We start from the raw sequence: 24,446 nt of genomic DNA, 5'->3' as shown, positions 1-24,446 counted from the left end.
TATCACTGGCCGGTAAAGTACCAGTCTGGCATTACCGCTACCGGTAAGTTTAACCCAAATTGGCTTATTAAAGCCCGTACTTGTTCAGCCTTGGTGTCATTGATAACACCTAAACGTGTAAACCATGCCAAAGGTACTTGATGCTTCACTAAAAACTCGGCCTGTCGTTTTTCCAGTCGGTCGGTATATTTGGCAGGTTCTGGTTTGTCACTAAAGTACTTGCAAAACCCATCAAGCTGCGGTGGTTCGGTTAGCAAACCCCAGTCGATCACCTCTTTTAACTGATGAGGGTCAGTGTAAGCCTGACTGTAAACCTTAGTGGCATTGCGATCAAAAAACACAAAATCTAGTGTATGCTGCACTACAGCACGAACCAGCAGTTCGAAATGCACTATATCATCTTGCCGATAGCTGCAGCCGGCTACCTTGCCGCCATGGATCGCCATTAACATAGGTGAGCGTGGCGCAAAATAAAACGGCACATAGTCATGGATGCTGCCGCCCGGCGGGTCGATTACCGCTTTTGCTGACCTGACGCCCTGAGCACCAGCGTGAGCAATATTATGATAATTAATGCCCGCTACCTGTGATTTTTGTTTGCACAACAAGGCGCCTTGCTGAAATATCGCCGGTAAATTATCTATTGCCGTGATGTGGAACAAACGCACTGGGACAGGCATTGTCATCGTTAACTTACTCTAACTGTTAAAGGCGTTTCTTCAAATTAAACGCCTGTTTTTGCTTAATTAGTAACTTAACAAGTCTGTAATGAAAACGCTATTCGCACGAAACTGGAATTAGCGGCATAATCTGTCACCTAAGCTAAATAACGCCACTTTAACCAGGCAACATAGTTAATAACTGTTATGAAAAAACTCTCCAAAGTACAACTTAAACAACAAGCTGCGGTATTAGATGCGGTAACTACGCTGGAGCAACAGGCGCTGGTGGAATTGCCGGGCGCGGTGCAGTGCTGGTTTAGTATGGAATATGAGGCCTTTCCGCTGTCGCTGCTGGTGCGGCTGCAGTTTACCGGGCAAGCTTATTTGGATGCGGCACAACCGCAGTTACTGGCCTGGCAAAAACGCTTAAGTGGCTTAATGCTGAAAAAGGGCGTGGTGCTAAAAGATATGCGTAAGCATTTGGTCTTTACGCTTAGCAGCCCTGATGACTAGGCATTAACAAGGATAACAGCATGAAATATACCCTCGGCGCTTATGCCGCTTCGCCTAATCACAGCGGTTGGGATGCGGCGCTTGAGACGGAATTTTACAACGAGCTGAAAAAACTAGCGAACCTCAAAGGGCTGGAGCATCCGTTTTTAGGCCGTTTACATCAGCATGATGACGACTGGTTTTTAGCGAATATAAACCCGCAGTGGGATTACGTGTTTACCTGCATTCCCGGCATTATGAATGCGCTTTCGCAAAACCCGTTGTTTGGTCTGGCCTCTGAAGATGCCAACGGCCGTGCCGAAGCCTTAGCCTTTATGCAGCAGGCCTGTGCTGCTATTGGCAAACTTAACGCCCATCTTGGCCGCCCGGCAGTTACGGCAATTCAAATTCAAACCGCACCGGCCCGGCATAACGCGGCCTCTTCTACGGCCGCGCTTATGGCCTCGCTTAAAACGATGCTTGAATGGGATTGGCAGGGCGCACGCCTTGTTATTGAGCACTGTGATACTTATGTGCCAGAGCATTTGCCGTCTAAAGGCTTTTTAGCCTTGCAAGATGAGCTGGAGGTGTTAACCGCGCTAAATGCTACGCTGGCGCAGAGCCAGCAATTGGGCATGGTAATTAACTGGGGCCGCTCGGTATTTGAAACCCGCCGTATTGAGGGTGCTGTTGAGCATATTCAGGCGGCTCAGCACGCTGGGCTGCTGCGCGGCCTGATGTTTTCCGGCGTTTCGGATCAGGATAGTGACTACGGCGCCTGGCGCGATAGTCATCAACCGCCATGTACCGGTGAACGGGTTAAACATGGTGCGCCCGGTAGCTGGATGACAGAGCAGGCGATGCACAACTGTCTGGCCGCTTGCGATAATACAGCAGGCCTGGCGGTATTGGGCGCTAAAATTGGCATCCGGCCACATAGTGCTACCGTGGCGCAACGTATGGCGTATATCGGCGATACGCTGGCAATCTTGGATCGTTATTTCAGCTGCGGTTAAGCCGTTATTACAGCTGTGCCCCTGCCGAGTGCGCCTTAATATGGCTAAAGTGCTTTACTGCCAGGTAGCCCATTAGCAACAGCGCAGCGGCTGGAAGCAAGGTATTGATATAGCTTAAATATGTCAGGCTAAGCTCGTGGCGCATAGCAAACAGGCGCCACAGGCTGTGTAAGCACAGGCTTAGCATCGGCAGTGTTAGCAGGCCTAAATGGTAGTAGCGCTGCTGGCCCTGTAAGTACAGCAAAGCGGCTACCGCCGGTACCGCCAGTAACAGGTGCAATAGCAGGTCGGTAAACGACATAATTAATAGCGCACTGTCGCGCCAGTTTGCCGAGGCTGTCAGTATTTCCGGCAGTGGGTTAATACTGCTGATATAGGCAAAACACAGAATTACAAAGTACAGATGTGCGCCGCCCAACAGCAGTGAGATCAGCGAGCGAATAATAAAAACAACCAGATTGGCAGACATAGCTAAGTTCCGGCGGAATAATTGCCGGCAAGGTAGCACGCTTGCTCTATACAGACAACACGACCGTAGCATCTAAGAGTGCTGCGAAACCGGTTTGCCCACGGCAACACGCCGTAAACCCGTCCCTGGGGCTCGATTATAAACTTCATCCATGAAGTTTATCCGTTGGACCAGCAAAGCTGTTCAAATTCGCTCCCAGCGAATTTGTCAGCATCCTGGCCTGCAACGGTTGCCTTAGAGCAAACCTTATTCGGCAGCTATTGTGTTTAACAACTGACTTAATTTGACGGTGTGCGGTATTTTTCAAACCAGGCCAGCATATATTCTACTTTTTCAATCATCCGGCTGGGTTTATTCGAAATACCATGCGGCGAGCCGGGAATGCGCACCAGCGCAGTATCAATACGGCGTAACTTTAGTGCCTGATAATACTGTTCTGATTCTGACATCGGCGTGCGTCTGTCGCTTTCACCAGTGATAAGAATGGTTGGCGTTCTGACATTACCTACCAGACTAAGCGGTGAACGCTGCCAGTAATGTTCAACGTGCTCCCACGGCACACCGGGAAACTGATGAAAGGTTTGGTAGGTGTAGGTATCGCCGGTCAGCACTTTACTTAACCAGTTAATAACCGGTTTAACGACGGCTGCGGCTTTAAAACGGTCAGTTAGGCCGATAGCATAAGCTGCGGCAATGCCGCCAGCTGAACCACCACCAATAAACAGGTTGTTTTCATCAATAAAGCCCAGTTTTAACATGGCGTCTACGCCGCTGTTGTGGTCGGCAAAATCTTCTGGTGAGCTGTACTTATTGTGCAGCAACATGGCAAAACGTTCACCATACGACGAACTGCCACGGTGGTTATCATAAAACACCACATAGCCTTCTTTGGCATAGCGCTGCATTTCGGCACTCCAGTGCGGGCCGTAAGCCAGGTGTGGGCCGCCATGAATTTCCAGTAACAATGGGTACTTCTTTGTGGGATCAAAATCAGGTGGCGTCATATACCAGCCGTGAATTTCTTCGCCATCAAACGATGATTTGTATTTAATTTCATGCACCTGAGCCAGCTTCTTATGGCCCAGTAAGTCATCGTTCAGCGCTGTGAGCACACGGCTTTTGCCTTTTTGTAGCACGGCAACGTCACTTGGGCGCTGGCTGGTGCCGTGGGTATAAGCAATAACACCGCTATCAGACACGGAATAGCTGCCGCTTAAATACGGCTGCGGCTGGCTAACGCCACCTAAACTTGCAGTAAGATCAGTTAGCTTGCCTTTTACGGTTAAGCTGGCCAGTTTACGCAGGCCCTGGTCATCATATTGCACAACAAAGCTGTTGTTACTAAGCCAGTTTGGCGCTGCTATGCTGCGGTCAAAATCTGCTGCTACATCGTCAATTTTGTTGCTGGCTAAATTAAGTACTTTAAGTTTGCTGTTGCTGTACGGCACTAACGCATTGGTCTGCCACAAAAACGCCAGTTGTTTACCATCTGGCGAGAACACCGGCTCAGATTCTTCTCCTGGCATCGTGGTGAGCGCTGTCAGCTGTTGTGTGGCTAAATCCAGCTGGTACAGGTTGGCATCGCGCGGCTGATACTCCCATTCGGCGTGCAGGTTGGCGGCAAATACTAAGGCTTTACTGTCTGGGGTAAAGCTCAGGTCGCTGCCGTAGTTAAAGTCACCCTGCGTTAGCTGCCGTGCCGTGCCGCCGCTGGCTGGCAGCAGAAAAATCTGCCGGAATTGCGGCTTTAAAAAACCCTGGCCATCGGCCTGATAACGCACTCTGTCGTACACCGTTGCACTTTCTGACCATTTGGCGCCAGCGGGTTTTTTTACCCGTTTTACTTTTTGCTGTACCTCGGCGGCCGCGGCCGGCATATTCATGGTGAATGCCAGTTGCTTACCATCCGGTGACCAGGTTAAGTTGGCCGGGCTGTGGCGCAAATCAGACAACTTGGCGGTGCGGTTTTCGCTAAGCCAGTGCAGGTAAATTTGCCGCGAGCCACTGGCATCAGACACAAAGGCAAGTTGTTTGCCATCGGCAGACCAGCGCGGTTGGTTGTAGTTAAACTGGTCGGCAAACAGCGGCGTTTGGGTGCCACTGCGCACGTCCAGCAGCCACAGGCTGTTGCGGGTGCTGTCGGTCATAATATCGTTGCTGGCACGCACATAAACAATTTTGCTGCCATCGGGCGATATTTGTACATCAGCGGCATATTCCAGCGCAAAGATATCTTCAGCTTCAAAATAGCGGCTGCTGGCCGCGCCGCTGCTGTCAGCATAGGCGTGAAAGCCGCTGGTCAGGCTAAGCAGCAAAGCCGCTGCCAATGAAAGTCGGGGTGAAAACAGCATAGATGCCTCAGGATAGTCTAAGTGGTTATCAAACTAAACTACCCTGAAGCGGGTTTGGCTAAAAGCCGTCAGCGGCAGAGTGACGGATTTGAGCGTTATGCCACAGTTGTGCCGGAAAAAATCAGCCGGTTAAACTGTCAAAAATATGCAAGAAAGTTGGCGTTTGCTGGATCTGTAGAGGTATTTTTAACCGCCGGGCAATATCCTGGGCGCTGATAACGCCACGGATTTGATGATTTTCGCGATCGATCACTACACAGTGTTGTTCGCCGCTGGATTGCAGCGTATTAACCACATCAGAAATACTGCAATGTTGCAGTTGCTGGTATGCCAGCGCTTTAACCCGTTCGCGCGGGCGCATGACGTCAGCTACGCGGACCTCATCACGGCTGCTGCCAAACGCAATATGTCGCATCATGGCTTGCTCTGACAACTGCTCTAGCGGTAATAAACCGACCAGTTCACCATCCTGGCCTACCACCAGCTTCAGCTTGCTGTGCTCGTGTTGCATCATTTGCAATGCATCGCGGGCGCCGGTGTTGGCGTCAATCATATTGGGTTCGTGATGTTTAAAATCGGTTACTACCGTCAGGGCCGGTGACTGCAGGGTAGTACCGCTGAAGTCGGCGGGTTGTACTAAATGATCAATGTTTTCAACTGAATATAATGCTAATGTTTTCATGGTGTTCCTCACATGCCGGTAAGCAGTGGCCATACCGGCTAGACAATAATCGAATTTGGGCAGTGTTGGTGCCGGAAAATAATTAGTGTGAGGTAAACAATGGTGGTGCGCGCGGCCTGACATGACTCAAAAAGCTAGCCTGGCTAACCACGTTATCGTGCTGTTTTGCATTTACACGGTAATGGGGTAGCGGGTAACGGAAACTGCTGGCCAGATAAGTTTGCGGTTGATCGGTATTGTCTTCGTTGTCAGCATTCAACGCATCCTGCAGCTGCGGCAGTAAGGCGTGTAAGCGGGTGTCAGCCAGTGGAGATAGTCTGCTATCGTGCACAGCAAAGGCTTGCGGCGTGCACCACAGGCTTAGCATTATCAATATGGCAAGACTACTTAACCAGCGCATAGATCCTGTTTCTGTCAGTTAACATTGCTGTTTGTTTACTGATAATGGCGAGCACTGCTGCGTTGTGCAACAGGTTAAGCGCTAAAACCGGACAAAATGCGACCAGTTGCTGTTACAAGCCGGTAAGCAGCCCTTTTAACAGCATCGCCAGCAGAGTCAGGCTGCGAAGCCTGGCCAGATGCGTCTCCGTGAGCTGATATAATGAGTGATTGATTACCTATTGATTTTTATGGTTAATTTAATGCACTTGCACCTTATGTAAACAAAGTTTACGATATTTCATCGCTAAGTATGTAAACGAGGTTTACAGTGTCGTTACTGGTCGCGTTTGAAGTCAGCATGCTGCTAACCAGCGTGTGTGCAGTGTTATTGGCCGGCTGGCTATTGTGGCAGGGTAAGAAGCAGCCCGCGATGCCGGCGCTGGCTGGCTTTGCCGGCATGATGGCATTGTGGTGTGCCGGCCATATTGCCATATTACAGCACTGGACTACAGCCGGCATTATGCTGGTATTGGCTAACCCATTAATGCCCATGTTTTTTTTGCATTTTGCGGTGCAGTTCGTTGCGGATGGTCAGCACAATAGCGCGCTATTATTGCGCTATTGGCAGCGCTTAAAACTGCCACTTTATGGCACCACTTTGTTGTTGATCCTGCTCAGTTGGCTCGGCCAGGGGGGAACTGTCATAGCGACAGCAGGTTTTGCCGGCTTTTTTGTTTTTAGCGGTATTGGCTGGCTAAATCTGGCTTACACGGTGCTGCTGGGTGTTGCAGCCCATTTAGTATTGTATCTTGGCTGGTTGCGCCACAGCGGCAATAAACGCCGTTCTATAGTTGCCATGTTTCTGGCCGGTGGCTGGGGCTTGCTGCTGGCTACCAGCTTTGTCTTTCCTTCGCTGGGATTAACCTGGTACCCGTATCCGATGTTGCTGCTACCCAGCTATTTACTGTTGCTGGTTTATGGCGTGGTGCGCTATCAGTTACTGGCTATTAATGCCTTTGCCAACAAAGCCTTGTTGTGGCTGAGTATGTTACTGCTGGTACTGGCATTAATGGCGCTGGTAAGTGCCTTTTTGGGGCAGTTTGGTATGCAGGCGCTGGCGGCGGTACCCTCCAGCCAACTGTGGTTATATTCGGTGTTATTACTGCTGCTAAGTGCCTTATGTTATCAGCCATTGGCCGCCGTGGCACAGCGGCTGATTTACCCTGGTGCCCGGTTAAGCGACACCTTGCTGGCACACTGGCGTGAGCAATTGCTGCAGGCTGACAGCTGGCCTGCTTTGGCGCAACGTGCCAGCGCACTGTTATCGGCCTTGTTGCGCCAGAGCGTGACGGTAAGGCTGCCGCAGGCCAGTTCATCAGACGGTGACAGCAGCAGCTTGTATCTGCTGTGTCAGCGTGACGATAGCGGCTGGCATTATCAACTGCTGGGCTGGGATGATGTGACACCTGGCTATCGCTTACAGGGCGACGTGTTTGCCGCGCTATTACAAAGCAACTGCCGTATTTTAGAGCAATCATTAAAACTGGCCGATGCCGAACGCAAGCGGTTAGACCAGCGACATCTGGTAGAACTGGGAGCATTGTCTGCGGCAATGGCGCATGAGTTACGTAACCCGCTGAACATCATTTCGATGGCATCAGCCACTACGGCCGCAGATACCCGTCAACATATTCAGCAACAACTAAAACGTGCCGACAGATTAATTGCTGACCTGCTAAGTTATGCCGGCCAACTGCAGTTGCAGTATACAGACGTGCCACTAAAAGCATTGGCGCAGGCGGTAATACAGCAGCAAGATTGGCAAGGCGTAACCTGCGAGATGGATATTGCTGACAACCTGAGCCTGCGCGCTGACAGTTACCGCTTGCAGCAAGTATTGGTAAACCTGCTGGATAATGCGCTGGCTTTTTGCCGTAATCAGCAGGGCGCCATTATTAAGCTGGAAGCGCAGCAGCAAGACAATATGCTGGTGCTACGGGTGCACAACAATGGCCCGGTTATTCCGCAGCGGCAGCAGCCTGGTTTATTTCAGCCGTTTGTCAGCAAAAGAGCCGGTGGCAGCGGTTTGGGTTTGGCGATTGTACGGCGTATTGCCAGTGCACATGGCGCCAGCGTTTGCCATCGCACTGATCTGGGCTGGCCGGTTAGTTTCGAGCTGGCATTTCCGTTAAACGCCGGCGCACGTAACACGACATTGCAGGACAACATACTATGAGCACTGAACGCATTTTATTGGTCGATGATGAGCCGGCGTTTTGTCAGCTGGCACAAAGCTGGTTGCAGCATAGCGGCTATCAGGTACTAACGGCCGCTGATGTGAACGCTGCAAAAAGGCTATTGCACAGTTTTAAGCCCGATTTAGTCTTGCTGGATTTATCGCTGCCGCCTGAATTCGACCCGCAGCATACCCTAAACCAGCTAACAGACTTCACCCAGCAACCCGTTATTATTCTTACCGGCCATGCCGAGCGGCAATTGGCGCTGGATGCCATATCCCGTGGCGCTTGGGATTTTATTGCCAAACCGGTAGACCCGGATTTACTGGCGGTAGTGATTAAGCGCGCCCTGACAAAACATCAGCTGGATATCGAGTTGTCGCATTTAAAGCAACAACAGCACGGCGCGCTTGAACAACTGATAGGTGCTTCGGCACCCATGGCGGCAATGCGTACCTTAATCCAGCGTATCGCGCCAACAGACGTGCGGGTGCTGGTTACCGGGCCGTCGGGCACTGGCAAAGAAGTGGTGTCGCGGGCATTACATCAGCTTAGCCGGCGCGCCAATCAGGCTTTCGTCTCGATGCATTGCGGCGCTATACCGGCAGAGCTATTAGAAAGTGAGTTATTTGGTTATGTTAAAGGTGCTTTTACCGGTGCCGATAAAGACCGACCCGGCTTGTTGCAGCTGGCCGATAAAGGTACCTTGTTTCTGGATGAAATTGGCGAAATGCCGCTACCTATGCAGGTTAAGTTGCTACGGGTATTGCAGGAAGGCACCTATTTTCCGGTTGGCGGGCGTCAGCAGCAAAAAATAGACTTGCGGCTAATTTCAGCTACCAATGCCAACTTGCCCGAGCTGGTTAAAAAAGGCCTGTTTCGCGAAGATCTATACTATCGCATTAAGGGCATTACGTTGGAAACCGTGGCACTGGCAGAACGGCGGCAGGATATCCCGTTGTTATTGCAGTTTTTCTTACAGCAATTGGCCAAAGAGCATGGCCAGACGTTAAAACTGGATAGCACAGCATTAAACTGGTTTATCCAGCGTGACTGGCCGGGGAATGTGCGTGAGCTGAAAAATACCCTGGAGAGTGTCGCAGCGGTAGCGCAGGGCGGTGTGCTTAGCATGGCGGATATCAATTTATTACATCCATCAGTGCTTAACTCTGCTAGCCTGTTGCCAGTAGACAGTAGCCAGATGACAATGGAGCAGGCCGTGCAACAGCTTGAAGTTAGTATGATTAAACAGGCATTGTTGCAGAGCAATGGCAATAAAAGCCAGGCTTCACGTGAGTTGGGGTTATCGCGCCAGGGGCTGCTGAAGAAGATTGATCGCTACCAACTGGCAGATTAACGTAACGGCTTAAGGGCGTGCCCTAATAAGGAGAAATATTATGAAAGCGGTAGGTTATAAGCAGTCACTGCAGGCTACGGATCCCCAAGCATTATGCGACATTACGCTGCCAGATCCGGTGGCCAGCGGCCGTGATATTCTGGTGCGGGTTGAAGCGGTGTCGGTTAACCCGGTAGATACCAAAATACGCAAAAAAGTGCAGCCAGCGGCCGGCGAATATAAAGTGCTGGGCTGGGATGCCGCCGGCGAAGTGGTCGCTGTTGGCGAGGACGTTAGCCTGTTTAAAACCGGCGATAAAGTGTTCTATGCCGGCTCGTCAACCCGGCCCGGCAGCAACAGTGAGTTACAACTGGTTGATGAGCGTATAGTCGGTGCTATGCCGGATAACCTCAGCTATGCTGAAGCTGCCGCCTTGCCGCTTACTGCGATTACCGCCTGGGAATTGCTGTTCGACCGGCTGGAAATTCAGCAGCCAGGCTTAAAACACCCCAGGCCTGTATTGCTGGTTACCGGTGCTGCCGGTGGCGTTGGCTCAGTGTTAATTCAGTTGGCCCGGCAGTTAACTACTGCCACCATTATTGCTACCGCCTCGCGGCCTGAAACAAAACAATGGGTCAGCGAATTGGGCGCGCACTATGTGCTGGACCATAGCCAGCCGCTGTTAGCGCAGCTAAAAGCGTTAGGTTTAAGCTGCGTTAGCCATGTGGCCAGTTTAACCCATACCGACCAGCACTATGCCGAGCTGGTGCAGTTGCTGGCGCCGCAAGGCAAGCTGGCGCTGATAGACGATCCGGCCGGTGGCATCGATATTATGCCGCTAAAGCAAAAGAGTATTTCGCTGCACTGGGAATTTATGTTTACCCGCGCCATGTTTAGCACGCCAGACATGCAGGCCCAGCACCAGCTGTTAACCGATCTGGCGCGGCTTATTCAGCAAGGCCAAATCAAAACCACGTTAAAGCAAACGTTGGGTACAATAAACGCCGCCAACCTGCGTCAAGCACATCAACTGCTGGAAAGCGGCAAAGCCATAGGTAAGGTTGTACTGGCAGGCTGGTAGGCTAACAAGACATAAACATTGGGGCGGGCTAAGCCGCCCCGATGTCAGGCAATTTGCTGATCGTCGTTCATGCCGGAATACCAGGCTTTAAACAACACTCTTTCCAGTGCCTGGCGCATTGCTTCGTTAATGGGCAAGTGCTGTTTGCCCAACTCGTAGTCCAGCTCGTTAACCTGTTCTTTTGCCATCACCATCATCGGTGGTGGATCAGATTGCATAGCTATTAGCGTATCCTGATAAGCAACGGCTTTATCAGCTTTTATTACTTTACACACCGACAACGAGGTTTGGCCGGTTTTGTCACGGTAGCCCGCAGCACCAAACAAGCGGCATATACTTGGCCTGTGTTGATAAACACTGCACTGGCCTTGTTTGCCGTCAAACGATAACTTCTGATAAAAAAAACAGCCCGTAGGCTCTGTTAACTCTTCGAGTTGTGTCAGTGTTTGTTCTGCTTTACCTTGATCAAACAAGTGTAATGCCAGCGGCAACATTTCCAGCACCGTCGCTTCTATCGTCGGTTGCAAACAGCATTCACCACAGCCAGAGCGGCAACCAAGGCCACGCTGTTGTTGATATGCTGAAAACGTTATCGCTATTTCGCCATACACAGCCTCAACACGACGCGATAATTCACGCAGCCGTTGCATAAAGACTCCGAACGAAAATGTGTAAATGGTTTGCCTGTTAAGGAGCGACGAAATGTCGCCACCGCATTGTACTGAGTTGTACAATGCAGCAGCAATAGGGCGGCAGGATTTATTTTTCGGCCTGCAGTAACGCCGTTAGTGATTGTGGTTTGTCGATAGCATAACCTTGCACATAATCAATGCCCAGTAGCTTAATGGCACTGAGGATTTCATCGGTTTCGACAAATTCGGCAACCGTTTGCATGCCCATGGCGCGTGCCACATCATGAATGGATTTTACAATGGCTTTATCGTACTGATCGTCCAGCAGATCACGAACAAAATGGCCGTCAATTTTAACGAAGTTTGCCGGGAAATGTTTAAGATAACTATAAGACGAGAAGCCACTACCAAAATCGTCCAAGGCTATCTTACAGCCCAGGGCGCGAAAATGGGTGATAAAGGCCAGAGTACTTTGCAAATTAACAATGGCGACGCTTTCGGTGATCTCAAAACAAATACGTGAGAATGGTATCTGATAGCGGTCAAACATCAGCTGCACGTCATCTTTAAAGCTGGTGTCCTGCAGTGAGCAAGCCGACAAGTTAATACTGCATAGCTCCAGCTGTTGTAAATGCGCAGGCTGGCGCTGTAACCAGCGAAAATAGTGTTTAATAACCCAGCGGTCGATTTGCGGCATCAGGCCGTAACTTTCGGCTGAGGTTAAAAAACTGGCCGGCGTAATTAAGGTATCGTCTTCGCCACGCAGGCGTAGCAATATCTCATAGTTGCAACCCTGGCTGCCAGCGTTTAGCGGCAGTATCGTTTGCTGGTGCAGCACAAACTGGTTGTCATCAATGGCCTGGCGCAGGCGTCGCACCCACATGGCCTCATTTTGCAAGCGTTGGCTGTCTTTGTCGGTGGTGTCAAACAGCTGTATGCGATTTCGGCCTTTATCCTTGGCGATATGGCATGCGGCTTCGGCTTTTTTTAGCATACTGTCGGGGCTGTCGTCTTTACTGATTTCGCTAATACCAATACTTACCGTAACCGGGTAAATACTGTCTTGCCAGATAAAGCGAAATTCGCGGGCGCTGTCCAGCAGACGATAAGCCAGCGAAAAGGCCTCGTTGCTGTTGGCGTCGGTGAGTAGGATAGCAAACTCGTCGCCATCCAGCCGCGCCAGCGGGCCATTGTGCACCAAAGTACGTTTAAACTGCTCGCTTAATTGTTTTAACAATACGTCGCCAGCCTGATGGCTGCAACTGGCATTAACCAGTTTAAACTGGTCAACGTCGATAAAAATAATACAACCGCGGGCCGTACCTTGTTGGCTAAGTTGCAGCAGCTGCTGTTCAAAGTAATAGCGATTATATAGTGCGGTTAGGGCGTCGTGGCTGGCCAGATAAGCCAGTTGCTCGTGCGCCAGTTTTTGCTCGGTAATGTCAATCACTGAGCCATGAATAAAGGCCTGACGGTCGTGTTTTGTTGGCGATAACCGTACCGACATTAATGCCCAAAATGGCCGGTTGTCGCCACGCAGGCCTCGCATTTCAAAGCTTTTTTTACCGCCTTGCTGCAACTGCTGCAGCATAAATTGCCGGTCTGCCGGATCGGCATAAAAGCGCGCCATGCCGGTTTGGCTAATGGCTTGCTTCAAATCTTCTTCTGAGCTGTAGCCCAGGATCCGCAGCAAAGCCTGGTTAGCGTTTAACAGCTTGCCATCCAGTGTGGTGGTAAACATGCCCTCTACCGCGTTATGAAACACATCGTGATAGTGCTGTAATTCAGCGTTACCGGCCAGGCCCGGGTCTTGTGTGATAAAAAAACGCTGTAAATTAAAACTGGTTAGCGCCAAACTCAGCATAACCAGCGAAAACAATAAATACGACCAGTTAATACCGGCGTGCAAATAGCCCGCCTGATTCAGTGTTAGTAGCAACGCCGCAATAAGCGTAAGCACGCAAGCCCAGATAAAGCTGCGTGCCTGATGCCTGCCTTGCAGCGACAGTGTTAGTGCCAACAGCAAATTGCTACCCAGCACCCAGCCAATGCTGATAAACAACAGCAGTAAGCGCAACTGGCCACTGGCATACAACGGGCTAAATAACAGCAGCATAGCAACAACATTACTGAGCACACTGCAACGGCGCCACCACTGGCTTTGGGCATCACCCACAACCTGGCTGACAAACTGATTAAGGCATAATAGGGTGCTGCCTGCTGCGATATATAGCATGGCCTGGTTTAGCTCGGGATAGTCAGGCCATAACAGCATAAAGGCCATACCGTTAAGTACGGCTACAACCAAGGCAAAACTGAGAAAAAAACCACCATAGTACAAATAATGTTTTGAGTGGCTTCGCAAGAACAACATCAGGTTATACATCGCCAGCAACAGTAACAGACCTTGCAATATGCCATCGAGCATGGCCTGGCGCTGTTTGTTGGCAATAAAGCTGCTGTGTTGCCATAACAGTAATTCGCTGGGCACTACGGCAGCATCCTGAATTTTTAAAAAGATGTCGGTTTGCTCATCTGGGTTAAGCTGCAGTGTTACGGCAAAGCTACGATAAGCCAGGCTGCGTTCGCTAAATGGGTAGTCATTGCCTGCACGATTTAGCAAGCTGGCGTCTTTATTGCGGCTGTTCAGCTGATAAATTTCAACTTTGTCAGCCAGCGGAAAGTCATACTCTAATATGGCTTCTACTGGCCGGTTGCCAGTGTTTTTTATGCGGCTGAATAGCCATACGGCATCATCGTTATTAAACATTACTTTTTCGGCAGGTGTTAGCAGGCGAAACCTGTGATGAAAAGACGGATCGTTCAACAGCTGCGCCATCGTCATGTCAGCCGATGTCGCCAGATAATATACCTGCTGGAGTTGAATGCGTTCTGCTATCGGGCTGGGTACGGCGTTTATTTCGGCATGAAAGGCCTGGCTACTGCTGGCAAACAGGCACAACGACAGCAGGATACAGCGGATAAAACTCAACGGACGCACTCCCTGAATAAAGCAAAATTGTTAACAACTTTCTGGCATAGCGCAAAAACACCGTGTCGGCAGAAAAACAAAGATTAGCACTGTCTTGCACAACATCAAAGCGGCAGACGTATATATGGCTTGAGCATTCAGCCAGTTAGGTTATAACTAGTACATTAACCAATGAAATGGAGCGAGTATGAAATATCTTATTTGTAGCCTTGCCCTGGCCTTTGCCAGCCAAACACTGGCAGCTGATGTTGTTGCGGGCAAAGCCAAAGCGGCAGTGTGCGCTGCCTGTCATGGTGCCAATGGCATCTCTATTATTCCTGATTACCCTAATTTGGCCGGGCAAAAAGTAAAATATTTGCAAAGCTCGATGAAAGCCTACAGGGACGGCGAGCGCAAAAATGCCATTATGTCGCCGATGGCGTCTGGCCTGAGTGATGCTGACATTGCCAATATTTCGGCTTATTTTGCCAGTTTGCCCGCCGGCGGCTGATGCTCTTCAGCCAGATAATCACCAATTTCATCAAGAAAATCGGCGCCGTAGCGCGCCAGCTTGGTTTGGCCAACACCTGACACGGCCAGCATGCTGATGTTGTCGGTGGGTAGCAGCCGGCACATATCGATCAGGGTAGCATCACTGAATACGACAAAGGGGGCGACATCATCGCGCTGGGCGATATGTTTGCGCAGTGCTTTGAGCCGGGCAAACAGTAGCCTGTCATAGGCTTGTTTAGTCAGTTGCTCTGTTTCACGTTTAACGCTTTGTAATCTGGGGATAGCCAATGACAAGCTGGTTTCACCACGCAGCACCGGCCGGGCAGCCGGTTGCAGTTTTAGTACTGAATGTGCAGTAATGTCCTGCTGCAACAAACCAAAATGAATAAGCTGACGCAGGATACTTAACCAGTAATCATGGCTTAAGTCTTTGCCAATGCCCCAGGTAGACAGTTTATCGTGGCCCAGCTCGATAATTTTTTGGCTGTGACCGCCGCGCAGTACATCGATAACATGGTGCATGCCAAAGCTCTGGCCGACCCGGTAAACACAAGACAGCGCTTTTTGTGCTGTTTCAGTGGCATCAAACTGTTGCGGCGGGTTAAGGCAGATATCACAGTTGCCACAACGGGTCTGGCTGGCCTCACCAAAGTAATTAAGCAACACCTGGCGCCGGCAGGTTTGGGCTTCAGCAAACGCTGCCATCGCCAAAAAACGCTGCCAGGTAACTTCAGCCCGCTGCTGATTCGGTTCGGCATCTAACCAGCGTTTCATCCGGCCAATATCAGCCGGGTCAAATAGCAACATCGCTTCGGCTGCCACACCGTCCCGTCCGGCACGGCCTGTTTCCTGATAGTAAGCTTCAATAGTACGCGGCAGCTCAAAATGCACGACATACCGGATATTAGATTTATTTACCCCCATGCCAAAGGCAACGGTAGCGACAATCAGCTGGTAATCGTCGCGCTTAAACGCATCCTGCACTGCCGAGCGCTGCTCGCTTTCCAGGCCAGCGTGGTAGGCAGCAGCATTAAAACCGCGCTGTTTCAGTTGCTCGGTTAGCTCATCTACTTTGCGCCTGGAGCCGCAATACACAATACCGCTGCTGCCTTCCTGTTGCTGTAGGTAGCTAACCAATTGTTCTACCGGTCGAAATTTCTCCTGCACGGTATAGCGAATATTTGGCCGGTCAAAGCTGCTTTGGTTGATGTAAGGCTGCTGTAGCTGCAGCTGTTGTAAAATATCGCGCCGGGTGGCTGCGTCGGCGGTAGCGGTTAATGCCATTACCGGCACCTGCGGGAAGCGCTGCTTTATCAGTGCCAGCGCCATATAATCCGGGCGGAAATCATGGCCCCATTGTGAAATACAATGCGCTTCATCAATCGCAATCAGGCTAATACCAACATCTTGCAGCCGGTCAAGAAATTGCGGTTGCAGTAAGCGCTCTGGTGCCACGTACAGCAGTTTTAGCTCGTTGCGGCGCAAACGGGCAAACACCTGCAAAATATCTTCCCGGCTTTGGCTGCTGTTAATAAACTCGGCGGCAATGCCGTTCGCCTTGAGCGCATCAACCTGATCTTTCATCAGCGACATCAGCGGCGATACCACTATGGTGATTTGCGGTAAAATAAGTGCAGGTAATTGATAGCAAAGTGATTTGCCGCCGCCGGTAGGCATCAGCACAAAGCTGTCGCGCTGGGTTAGCGCTGCTTCAATAACCTGCAGCTGGCCATCACGGAAGGCGCTGTAGCCAAAAGCTGTTTTTAATAAAGAATGCAGGTCGGGTATCACGTTGCGCGCATAGTTGCTAAATAAAGCCGGTATTCTAAAGGCAAAAGCGGCGCGCTGAAACAGTAAATTCAGCCGCTAGCTTGTTTGCCCGAACTTAAACCCTGACGGCGTAACGGCAAACCCCGCTGGCTGGCCGGTTTTTACCGTAAAGTGTCCTGCGCACCGGCACAGATTAGGCGTATAATAGCGGCTGTTTAACCGGAGCCTGCCTGCATGTCGTTAAGTCGTGAACAAAAACTGGGTGGCATCTTTGCTGCCAGTGCCTATAGTTTGTGGGGTTTAGCTCCGCTGTATTTTAAGCAGATAGATTTTATCCCCGCCACGGAAATTCTGTTACACCGTATTGTCTGGTCGTTTTTATTACTGTTGTTAGTGCTGGTGGCATTAAAACAAGGCGATAAAGTGCTGTCGGTGCTACGCCAGCCAAAAATGCTCGGCTGGCTGCTGCTGTCGGCACTGCTACTCGGTGGTAACTGGGGTTTATTTATCTGGGCAATAAACAGCAACCATATGCTCGATGCCAGTTTGGGTTATTACATTAACCCATTACTTAATGTGGTGCTGGGTATGTTGTTTCTCGGCGAGCGGCTACGCAAACTGCAATGGCTGGCGGTGGCGTTAGCCGGCAGTGGTGTATTGTTGCAGGTATTAACCTTTGGCTCCGTACCCTGGATAGCACTGACACTGGCTGGCTCGTTTGCTATTTATGGCCTGATGCGCAAAAAACTGGCGGTTGATGCCATCAGTGGTTTGTTTATTGAATCCTTATTACTGCTGCCGCTGGCGCTATGGTATTGGTGGCAGTTTGCCGACAGCAGCGCGGCCAATTTATGGCATAACAGCTGGCAATTAAACAGCTATCTGGTTGCTGCGGCGTTTGTCACCACGGTACCTTTGTTGTGTTTTATCGCCGGAGCGCGGCGCTTGCAATTGTCTACCATGGGCTTTTTCCAATATATTGGTCCCAGTTTTATGTTTGTCTTTGGGGTTTGGCTATACCATGAGCCTTTTGCCGCCGAACGTTTTATTACCTTTGGTTTAATCTGGCTGGCGTTATTGTTTTACAGTGCTGATGCCTGGCGTCACAACAGCCAGCAACGCCGGGCGCGGCGGCTGGCGGCAAACGCGTCGGTATAACGTTGCGCTAAATAAGGAGGGGTTAATGGCAATACTAGATATGGCTGCGGTAGCGTGGTTTTTATTACTGTGGGTTGGCTACACCCTGTTTGCCAAAAAACAGGCGCGGTCGGTCAGCTGCTTGTCGTTTGAACTGCGGCGCAAACGCAACGACTGGATGCAAAAAATGTTGCTGCGCGATAACAAAATGGCCGATGTCGGGCTTATCTCAACGCTGGAGCGTAACGTCACTTTTTTTGCTTCCAGTACGTTGCTGATCCTGGCCGGCCTGCTAACGGCCATGGCGTCGGCCGAAAAGCTCAGCCTGATGTTATCTGGCCTGGTGCCCTGGGCCAGTTTTAGCGAGAGTGCGGTGCAGCTAAAGCTACTGCTACTGACCTTTATCTTTGTGTTCGCGTTTTTTCAGTTTACCTGGTCACTGCGCCAGTATGGCTTTTGTGGCGTGTTAATTGGCGCCGCACCCGATGGCCGCGGCATGACAACCGAAGATCAACAGCTGTATGCTAACCGCGCGTCCAAAGTCATTGATCAGGCTGGCCATTCATTTAACTATGGCCTGCGCTCTATTTACTTTTCATTGTCGGCATTAACCTGGTTTATCGATCCGGTGCTGTTTATGGTGACATCAGTCGTGGTTATGCTGGTTATGAAGCACCGCGAGTTTCACTCTAAAGTGCTAAAAGCACTGCAAGAGTGTTAACAACAGTTATTCAGCGGCGTTCAAGGGGCAGAGCACTTGAACGCTAATTAGCTCCGCCCCTTTTTCCCACCTTTTTCCCAGCACCTGTAAAGGACATAAATCGACATAAAGGACTCTTAAAAGTACACTTTTATGTCCTTTAGAAACAAAAATAATTTTTAGAAAAATAACTCGCTAGCTCTTATCTCTAGATGGACATCTAATGCATCGTAGTCATGGTATTTGTTAACAATTGGATCTGACCCCGAACGTTTAGCTCTTGCAATGCCTGATATAAAAATTTGGTAAATAAGGCGCTCGCGAATAACACCGTTGTTTACAGTCCAGCTTCACCGAAGCCTAGCTGGACGGATACTCCTGCCAAATTTCAGCTTTTGCTGACAACCGGAGATTGATTCAGTCTCAAACAAAATCCGGTTGTTTTTATCTAACCAAAGCATGCGGACGGTATGAACGGGACAGCTTATAAGTTCAACCAATATCGTCCACATTCTCAACAGATGGCCCAACCTCCTGAAGCACCTCTTGAATTTCATTTTTTACTTCAACAGTTTCAATTGACGCTTTTTGGCGTAATATTTCGTCATATGCGCCCTGCAATCCTAGGTTAATAATGATGCTCAGACAGATCTGCGTGTTATTAACCGAAGAACTGTCCCATCTATTTATAACCTCAATATTGAGCCGCTCTCTAAGCTGGACGTCAATCAAGCAATAATTAAGAACTTGTCGAACTGATAATTCGTATAAGCAATCCAAAAAAAGGCTAGAGTTATAGCTCTCAACATTTTCCAATAGCTCGCTTAGTTCGCTCTCTACTCGCACTTGGCTCACAGTTTCAGGGAGACTCTCATAAAAGTTTATTTTTTTCATTTTATTACCTTATAACTGGTATGTGAGTATCATCACGTTTAGCTTGCCTAACCCATTTTCCGTCCGTAGTTAAGAATTTATTTCCTACTTGCACTTGTGCCGTCCACATATTGCCTGAGTTGGGGTTGGGAAAGTTCATTTTTGCTATTCCTTGAGGAGAGTGCCATTTAATTACAACTCTGGTATCACCAATATTGAATTTGTATTTTTGGCCAGCAGGAATATCGTCAGTTGGACCAAACGTGTTTCGAATATGTTCAGGAACAAAGGTTCTTAACATTGTTGCATCAATTTTCCCATCAGTTACCAGTAATGACAGAGATCCTCTTATAATGTTTTGGTCAGGAGTGAAATCAGCGGTACGCAAGTTTGCTAACATGCCAACAGTAGAGGACAGCATACCTGCGTTATTTTCAGCAGATTCTGCCAGTTCAACCCCCCCTGACTCTGATTCTGTAGTAGATATTTGAATTGAAGATTGGATACTATCCGTATCTTGAATACCTATACCACCAGCGAAAGCTTGTGCTTGACTGTCTAAAAATGATTGAGCCAGACCTTTAACAAATCCACTCGCGGTGCTGAGATAACCTCCATCTTCCTGATTAGCATTTTGACCAACAGAACCTGTCCCTGATAATTTCTGTTGGGTCCCTATATCTGTTATTGCTTGGCCTGCCCCTTTAGATGCAGTTATATCTTTGTCAGCACCATTATCTGGCTTATCTTCTGATGAAGACGCTCCCGCTGCGACGCAAAGAGCCATACATTGATGATTAACGATATTACCACCGCCACCATACTTGTCGCACATTGCCCCACAACCCGAAATATGATTTGCGAAATATCCCGTCGGGTCTGTCCCAGCCAATGGATTATTCATTATGTATGAATAGGGGTTAAGTGACTGGCTGTTTCCCGGACTTTGAATTACCGGGTCAACACTCAAAAACCTGCCGAGGTTGTAATCATACGCCCGGCCGTTCATATGAATTAACTCGGCTTCATCTAAGTGCCGGTGGTCGGTAAAGCCGCGGCGGGTTATGCCTGCATTGCTGATACCGGCGATGTCGGTAAAGTTTATCTGCCGTGGCCGGTGGGCCGGTTCCATTAACGCACCGCTGATGGCTCGTGGCTTACCAAAGGCATCGTAATGGCGGCGTCCGGTTACCTGGCCATTATGGTCGGTAAAGGTAATGCTGCTGCCTAAGCGGTCTTTATGGCTGTAGGCAATACGATGGCCATCTTCGCTGTTATGACTAATTATGGCTACCTCATCCAGATACACCTTCCAGCTGCCGTCACTGCTTTGCTCGTAAGCTTTGTCTATTTCATAGGTGGTTAAACCATCGCGAACTTCTTTAAGTCGCTCAAGGTTGGCACCATAGGTAAAGCTGAAGGTGCTGCTGCCGCGGCTTATCTGTGTCGGCTGTTTAAAGCTGTTATAGCTAATGGTTAAACCATCACCGCTTATCAGGTTGCCTTCATTGTCGTAATTGAAATTAACGGTACTGCCATCCGTTTTAGTGACACGGCGCACCGCATTGGCTCCGGCATTACCGCCCAGGCTTTTCGCCCGGTTACCGTACAGATAGTTACTGCCATAATCTGACTTGCTTAGCAGGTTACCCACGGCATCATAACTAAAGGACACCGCAGCCGATACGCCGGCAGCGCTGGTGGTTTGGCTTTCTAACCGGTGCAGGTTATCGTAGATATAGCTTTCACTAACCCCGGTGGCGCCATTACTGTAGCCCAGCAGATTACCGAAGTTATCATAGCCGGTGTAGTTAAGCTGATGTACCGCCACGCCGCCAACCCGGCCTTCCAGGCTTTGTACCCAGCCGGTAGCGCTGTCGTAGTCACGATACTCGGTGACACCGTTACCCAGGTTAGCCTGGGTAATATTACCAAAGGCATCTTGCGCAATATGCTGACGATACACATAGCCACTGGCAGCGTTTTTCTCCCACTCGACATAACCGTAGTCATTGTACTCATAAGCCAGCTTCAGGCCATTCGGGTAGCTGCGGCTTAGCAGCTGGCCGCTTTGGCTGTGGTACTGATAGTGCTGGCTAAAGCAAATTAGCGTAGCCCGCTTTTTCCTGGAGGAATTAGAAAGGCTCAGAGCTGTAATGCTCTGAGCCGGTTAGACGTTGTTAGTGTTTACGCAGGATGCGCGGTAAGGCAAGCGCAGCAAGCAGGCTTAGCAACAGCCAGTGCAGGCTACCGCCTGAGCTTTTTGTAGCTCCGGTAGCAGTTCCTGTGCCGGTATTTGCTTTGGCTGTAACGTTAATTTGCACGCTATGGCTTGAAATAGCACCGGCAGAATCACTGATGTTAAAGCTTAAATCTACCGTACCGGCAGTGTCTAACCTGCCAGTTAGTAAGCCGGCAGCTGACAAATTAACACCGCTTTGTGCTGAGGTCAGTGTAAACTGCAATGCCTGACCCTCAGGATCGGTGTAGTAGGGGGCCAGTTCAAACTGCAGCGTATCGCTTTGTGCAACAGTAATGACCGGGACCGCAGTTTTAGCAACTGGTGCCAGGTTAATCTGGTAGTTTACTGTGGCAATGGAAGCTAAGCCTGCGGTGTCGGTAGCGGTGATATCCAGGCTGCCAGCACTGGCTAGCTGGCCGTCAAAGGTCAGAACGCCAGCATCTGTTAAAGCAAAGCTGTTAGCTGCATTTTGCAAGCCAAAAGACATTACATCGGCTTCATCGTCGGTAAATACAGAGGTTAACGCAAGCTGGTAAGGTTTGCCTTGATCGAGGCTTAGCTGCAACTTTGATTGTGTTGATACCGCGGGCGCACTGTTATGCGACAGCCTTACCAGCCTTTTGTTGTCACTATCGTAAATGGCCAGATCGTCATCGAGCGACACAAACTGTGATGCGGTCACATCAAATTCTTGCCTTATTGAAGCGCTATCCATGCTCAATGCTGGTAACCAGGCGCCGCTATTGGTATCAAGCTCTAAGATATGCAAATCCTGAAAGTTCCTCGACGCCACAAAGCGCTTTCCAAACAAGGACCATTCAGTAACGTTGATGCGCATAAATTGGTTGGTCATCAAGGTTAAACTGCCATCGGTGGCCTGGCGTAGTATTTGCAAATACGTGTTACTACGCAGCGTAATAATGTCGCCGTGTAATGAATAGCCAAGCAGTGTCGGAAAGCTATAAGTGTTGTATTGGTTTTGCTGCTGTAAGCGATTATTTTGTAACACAAAATGGCTGATTGATTGGTTTATCTGGTCTGCAGTGTAGATATGGTCATTGGCGATAAACACCATTTGCACAGCTGCGATGCCTGTTACACCGGAAGCGCCATTTACTGCTTGATAGACAAATTGCAGCGAATTATCCGGCGTTAATTGAAACAGGTTCAAACTGTTGCCGACAGCGATAAGTAAATTGTTACCAATGTTGGCGATGTTTTTTCCACTAATAAAGCTTGGCTGTGCGTCAGGAAAGCTCAGTGTACCGTGCTTTAACAGCTGCAACTGCCCTGCAGCGTTATCTAACTTTAACACTGAATAGCGACTACCTTGCAAAATGGCAAACATGTCATTACCAAGGCTGAGGCTGGTGAAACTAATCTCATTGCTCTCGAAGCCAAGTAACTGCTCATTGGTCGCGCTCTGGTTTAATTTTGGCAGTCTTGTATCGTCTAGCCTGAATAGATTCCAGCTGCGGGGGGTACGTTGAAGTAAAAAATCATCGTTAAGTTTGGCCAGATAGGGCGGAATTGAAAGGTTAAATACCAGATCCTGCTCTCCTGGTTTTAGATGTGCCAGTTGTGTCAGGTCGGTTTTGGTTAATTGCCTTAAACCGGCTTCGTTTAACAATGTAATAGTTGAGACTCCTGATTCTAAGTCTCTTAACCGGTTTTCAAGCAGAGGAAAACTTAAGCTGGCCATCTTTTGCATGCTCTGGCTGCCAATTAGTGACAGTTTGTCATAGTTGCTGGCGATAAAATTGCTGTCATCGACAAAGCTGATAGCAGAGTACTCACCGTCAGGCAGCACCCCTGTTTGGGATTGCTCTAGTTGTGCCGTCTCAGGGGTAAAGGTCAGGCTGTAAACTTGTGTGTTGTTGCCGTATACAAGGTATCGACCATTAGGGCTTACTGTGAGGAACTTAACAAGATGATTGCCCCCGGCTATGTTCATGGTGTGGCCGCTAACATATTGCCACTGATTATCTGGCGTTTGGCGGTATAGCTTTAGGTTTTCTTGCGGGTCATTGAAGTAATCTTGAGTAACCGCCAGAGTGCCGTTAGCAATAGCAATATTTGACGGCGCCTTGTTAAGCTGCACGGTGCTAAGTCCAGATAAGCTGCCGTCGGTGCTGCTAATAATAAACGTTTTTAGCGTTGTTCCGCCGGCAAACACAGCAACATTCTTGTTTAGTGATGCTAAGTTGAGCGAGCCGACTTCGGTTGTGCTGCGGCTACTGAGTAATGGTTGATATTGTGCGTCTAATTCAATAGATACGGCTTTACCGTTAACACCGTAGATTAACCAGGCGTCCGTTTCTGAGACTTTGATAAACCCAATAGTGTCATTATTGTTTAAGCCAAGCTCGGGTTTTCTGATCTCGCGGGCTAACCGGTATTGGTTGTTTTCCAGTACATAAATAGCTAAGCCGAGGTTACTACTGACAACCGTAACTTTATTACCCTGCGCCACCTGGTCGGCATAGGCCAGTATGCCCTCGTTCAAGGTTGCTGCAGTTTGTAATGTAATTCCCTCGTTGAGGTATTCGTATATTGGTTGGCTAAGTTCAGCGTTATACAGCGGGGTTGACAGTTGTTCAGCAGTTACGGGTAGTGTTGCTAATAAAAAGCCGGTAAGTAAAACAGTTCGCATGCGTTTATCTTCCTGATCTTAAGCTTAGAGGCCGGTTAGATTTGCGAGTCAGTACTACCATCATTGACTTGAAGTGCAATCCAATTGTGGATGTATGGGTTTAATATCGGCACTGATATTAGCAATATGAAAACAGTAAGTAAATGATGTTGGTATTTAGATGTGTGTGAGCAAAAGTGCATGCAGAGATGGGGGTAGAAAGATTGAGTTGCAACAGGAATAGCAAGCCAAACCTGTTGCATGGTGTT

The 24,446-nt window shown here is 49.4% G+C and carries 19 protein-coding genes; 8 read left to right on the top strand and 11 right to left on the bottom strand.

Features of this window, described 5'->3' with window-relative positions; genetic code table 11:
- Positions 1-2 precede the first annotated feature (2 nt).
- Positions 3-686 (bottom strand): type II toxin-antitoxin system toxin DNA ADP-ribosyl transferase DarT, encoded by a 684-nt coding sequence (darT, locus tag ACYVIC_RS01995; RefSeq protein ID WP_460856796.1) that lies wholly within the window; start codon positions 684-686, stop codon positions 3-5.
- 180 nt (positions 687-866) lie between these two features.
- On the opposite strand from darT, the gene ACYVIC_RS01990 reads away from it, so the two are divergent.
- Positions 867-1,175, top strand: a complete 309-nt coding sequence (locus ACYVIC_RS01990; protein ID WP_460856795.1) for a hypothetical protein — start codon at positions 867-869, stop codon at positions 1,173-1,175.
- 20 nt (positions 1,176-1,195) lie between these two features.
- Positions 1,196-2,170 (top strand): DUF4862 family protein, encoded by a 975-nt coding sequence (locus ACYVIC_RS01985; protein WP_460856793.1) that lies wholly within the window; start codon positions 1,196-1,198, stop codon positions 2,168-2,170.
- Between the two features lie 7 nt (positions 2,171-2,177).
- On the opposite strand, the gene ACYVIC_RS01980 is transcribed toward ACYVIC_RS01985, so the two are convergent.
- From ACYVIC_RS01980 to ACYVIC_RS01965, 4 genes are all read right to left on the bottom strand, one after another.
- Entirely contained in the window at positions 2,178-2,639 is a 462-nt protein-coding gene (locus ACYVIC_RS01980) for a hypothetical protein (RefSeq protein ID WP_460856792.1), read from the bottom strand.
- A gap of 278 nt (positions 2,640-2,917) precedes the next feature.
- Positions 2,918-4,990 (bottom strand): S9 family peptidase, encoded by a 2,073-nt coding sequence (locus ACYVIC_RS01975; protein WP_460856791.1) that lies wholly within the window; start codon positions 4,988-4,990, stop codon positions 2,918-2,920.
- Between the two features lie 121 nt (positions 4,991-5,111).
- The gene (locus tag ACYVIC_RS01970; protein ID WP_460856789.1) at positions 5,112-5,672 is read right to left on the bottom strand and encodes a CBS domain-containing protein; all 561 of its coding nucleotides are present in this window, start codon (positions 5,670-5,672) and stop codon (positions 5,112-5,114) included.
- A gap of 82 nt (positions 5,673-5,754) precedes the next feature.
- Positions 5,755-6,072, bottom strand: a complete 318-nt coding sequence (locus ACYVIC_RS01965) for a hypothetical protein (RefSeq protein WP_460856787.1) — start codon at positions 6,070-6,072, stop codon at positions 5,755-5,757.
- 309 nt (positions 6,073-6,381) lie between these two features.
- Here ACYVIC_RS01965 and ACYVIC_RS01960 point away from each other — a divergent pair, with 309 nt between their 5' ends.
- From ACYVIC_RS01960 to ACYVIC_RS01950, 3 genes are read left to right on the top strand one after another with little or no spacing between them, the layout of a single operon-like run.
- Positions 6,382-8,289, top strand: a complete 1,908-nt coding sequence (locus ACYVIC_RS01960; protein WP_460856786.1) for a sensor histidine kinase — start codon at positions 6,382-6,384, stop codon at positions 8,287-8,289.
- On the top strand, positions 8,286-9,647 hold the full coding sequence (locus ACYVIC_RS01955) for a sigma-54-dependent transcriptional regulator (RefSeq protein ID WP_460856784.1): 1,362 nt from the start codon (positions 8,286-8,288) through the stop codon (positions 9,645-9,647). Before ACYVIC_RS01960 ends, ACYVIC_RS01955 begins: the two co-directional genes overlap by 4 nt.
- Positions 9,648-9,687: 40 nt before the next feature.
- Positions 9,688-10,707, top strand: a complete 1,020-nt coding sequence (locus ACYVIC_RS01950) for a zinc-binding alcohol dehydrogenase family protein (protein ID WP_460856782.1) — start codon at positions 9,688-9,690, stop codon at positions 10,705-10,707.
- A 44-nt stretch (positions 10,708-10,751) separates the two neighbouring features.
- On the opposite strand, the gene ACYVIC_RS01945 is transcribed toward ACYVIC_RS01950, so the two are convergent.
- Both ACYVIC_RS01945 and ACYVIC_RS01940 read right to left on the bottom strand, forming a co-directional pair.
- Positions 10,752-11,357, bottom strand: a complete 606-nt coding sequence (locus tag ACYVIC_RS01945) for a YkgJ family cysteine cluster protein (RefSeq protein WP_460856780.1) — start codon at positions 11,355-11,357, stop codon at positions 10,752-10,754.
- Positions 11,358-11,466: 109 nt separating this feature from the next.
- Positions 11,467-14,331 carry an EAL domain-containing protein gene (locus ACYVIC_RS01940; RefSeq protein ID WP_460856779.1) on the bottom strand — a complete coding sequence of 955 codons (2,865 nt, stop codon included), beginning with the start codon at positions 14,329-14,331 and terminating at the stop codon, positions 11,467-11,469.
- 187 nt (positions 14,332-14,518) lie between these two features.
- Here ACYVIC_RS01940 and ACYVIC_RS01935 point away from each other — a divergent pair, with 187 nt between their 5' ends.
- Positions 14,519-14,821: a c-type cytochrome gene (locus ACYVIC_RS01935; protein WP_460856777.1), complete on the top strand. Its 303-nt coding sequence runs from the start codon at positions 14,519-14,521 to the stop codon at positions 14,819-14,821.
- Here ACYVIC_RS01935 and recQ read toward each other — a convergent pair.
- Complete coding sequence (recQ, locus tag ACYVIC_RS01930) at positions 14,791-16,614, bottom strand: DNA helicase RecQ (protein WP_460856776.1); 1,824 nt, start codon at positions 16,612-16,614, stop codon at positions 14,791-14,793. The two genes, ACYVIC_RS01935 and recQ, sit on opposite strands and share 31 nt — an antisense overlap.
- Positions 16,615-16,827: 213 nt before the next feature.
- On the opposite strand from recQ, the gene rarD reads away from it, so the two are divergent.
- Together rarD and ACYVIC_RS01920 are read left to right on the top strand one after the other, a co-directional pair.
- Positions 16,828-17,751, top strand: coding sequence for an EamA family transporter RarD (rarD, locus tag ACYVIC_RS01925; RefSeq protein ID WP_460856774.1), 924 nt, complete (start codon positions 16,828-16,830; stop codon positions 17,749-17,751).
- 25 nt (positions 17,752-17,776) lie between these two features.
- Entirely contained in the window at positions 17,777-18,451 is a 675-nt protein-coding gene (locus ACYVIC_RS01920) for a DUF599 domain-containing protein (RefSeq protein ID WP_460856773.1), read from the top strand.
- A gap of 471 nt (positions 18,452-18,922) precedes the next feature.
- Here ACYVIC_RS01920 and ACYVIC_RS01915 read toward each other — a convergent pair whose 3' ends face one another.
- From ACYVIC_RS01915 to ACYVIC_RS01905, 3 genes are all read right to left on the bottom strand, one after another.
- Complete coding sequence (locus ACYVIC_RS01915; protein ID WP_460856772.1) at positions 18,923-19,324, bottom strand: hypothetical protein; 402 nt, start codon at positions 19,322-19,324, stop codon at positions 18,923-18,925.
- Positions 19,325-19,328: 4 nt separating this feature from the next.
- Complete coding sequence (locus ACYVIC_RS01910) at positions 19,329-21,269, bottom strand: RHS repeat domain-containing protein (protein ID WP_460856770.1); 1,941 nt, start codon at positions 21,267-21,269, stop codon at positions 19,329-19,331.
- Positions 21,270-21,483: 214 nt separating this feature from the next.
- On the bottom strand, positions 21,484-24,198 hold the full coding sequence (locus ACYVIC_RS01905; protein ID WP_460856768.1) for an Ig-like domain-containing protein: 2,715 nt from the start codon (positions 24,196-24,198) through the stop codon (positions 21,484-21,486).
- Positions 24,199-24,446 lie beyond the last annotated feature (248 nt).

This window comes from Rheinheimera gaetbuli (genome assembly GCF_054781935.1).
The sequence above is the reverse complement of the archived record's forward strand: the minus strand, read 5'-3'. Positions and strand labels throughout refer to the sequence as shown.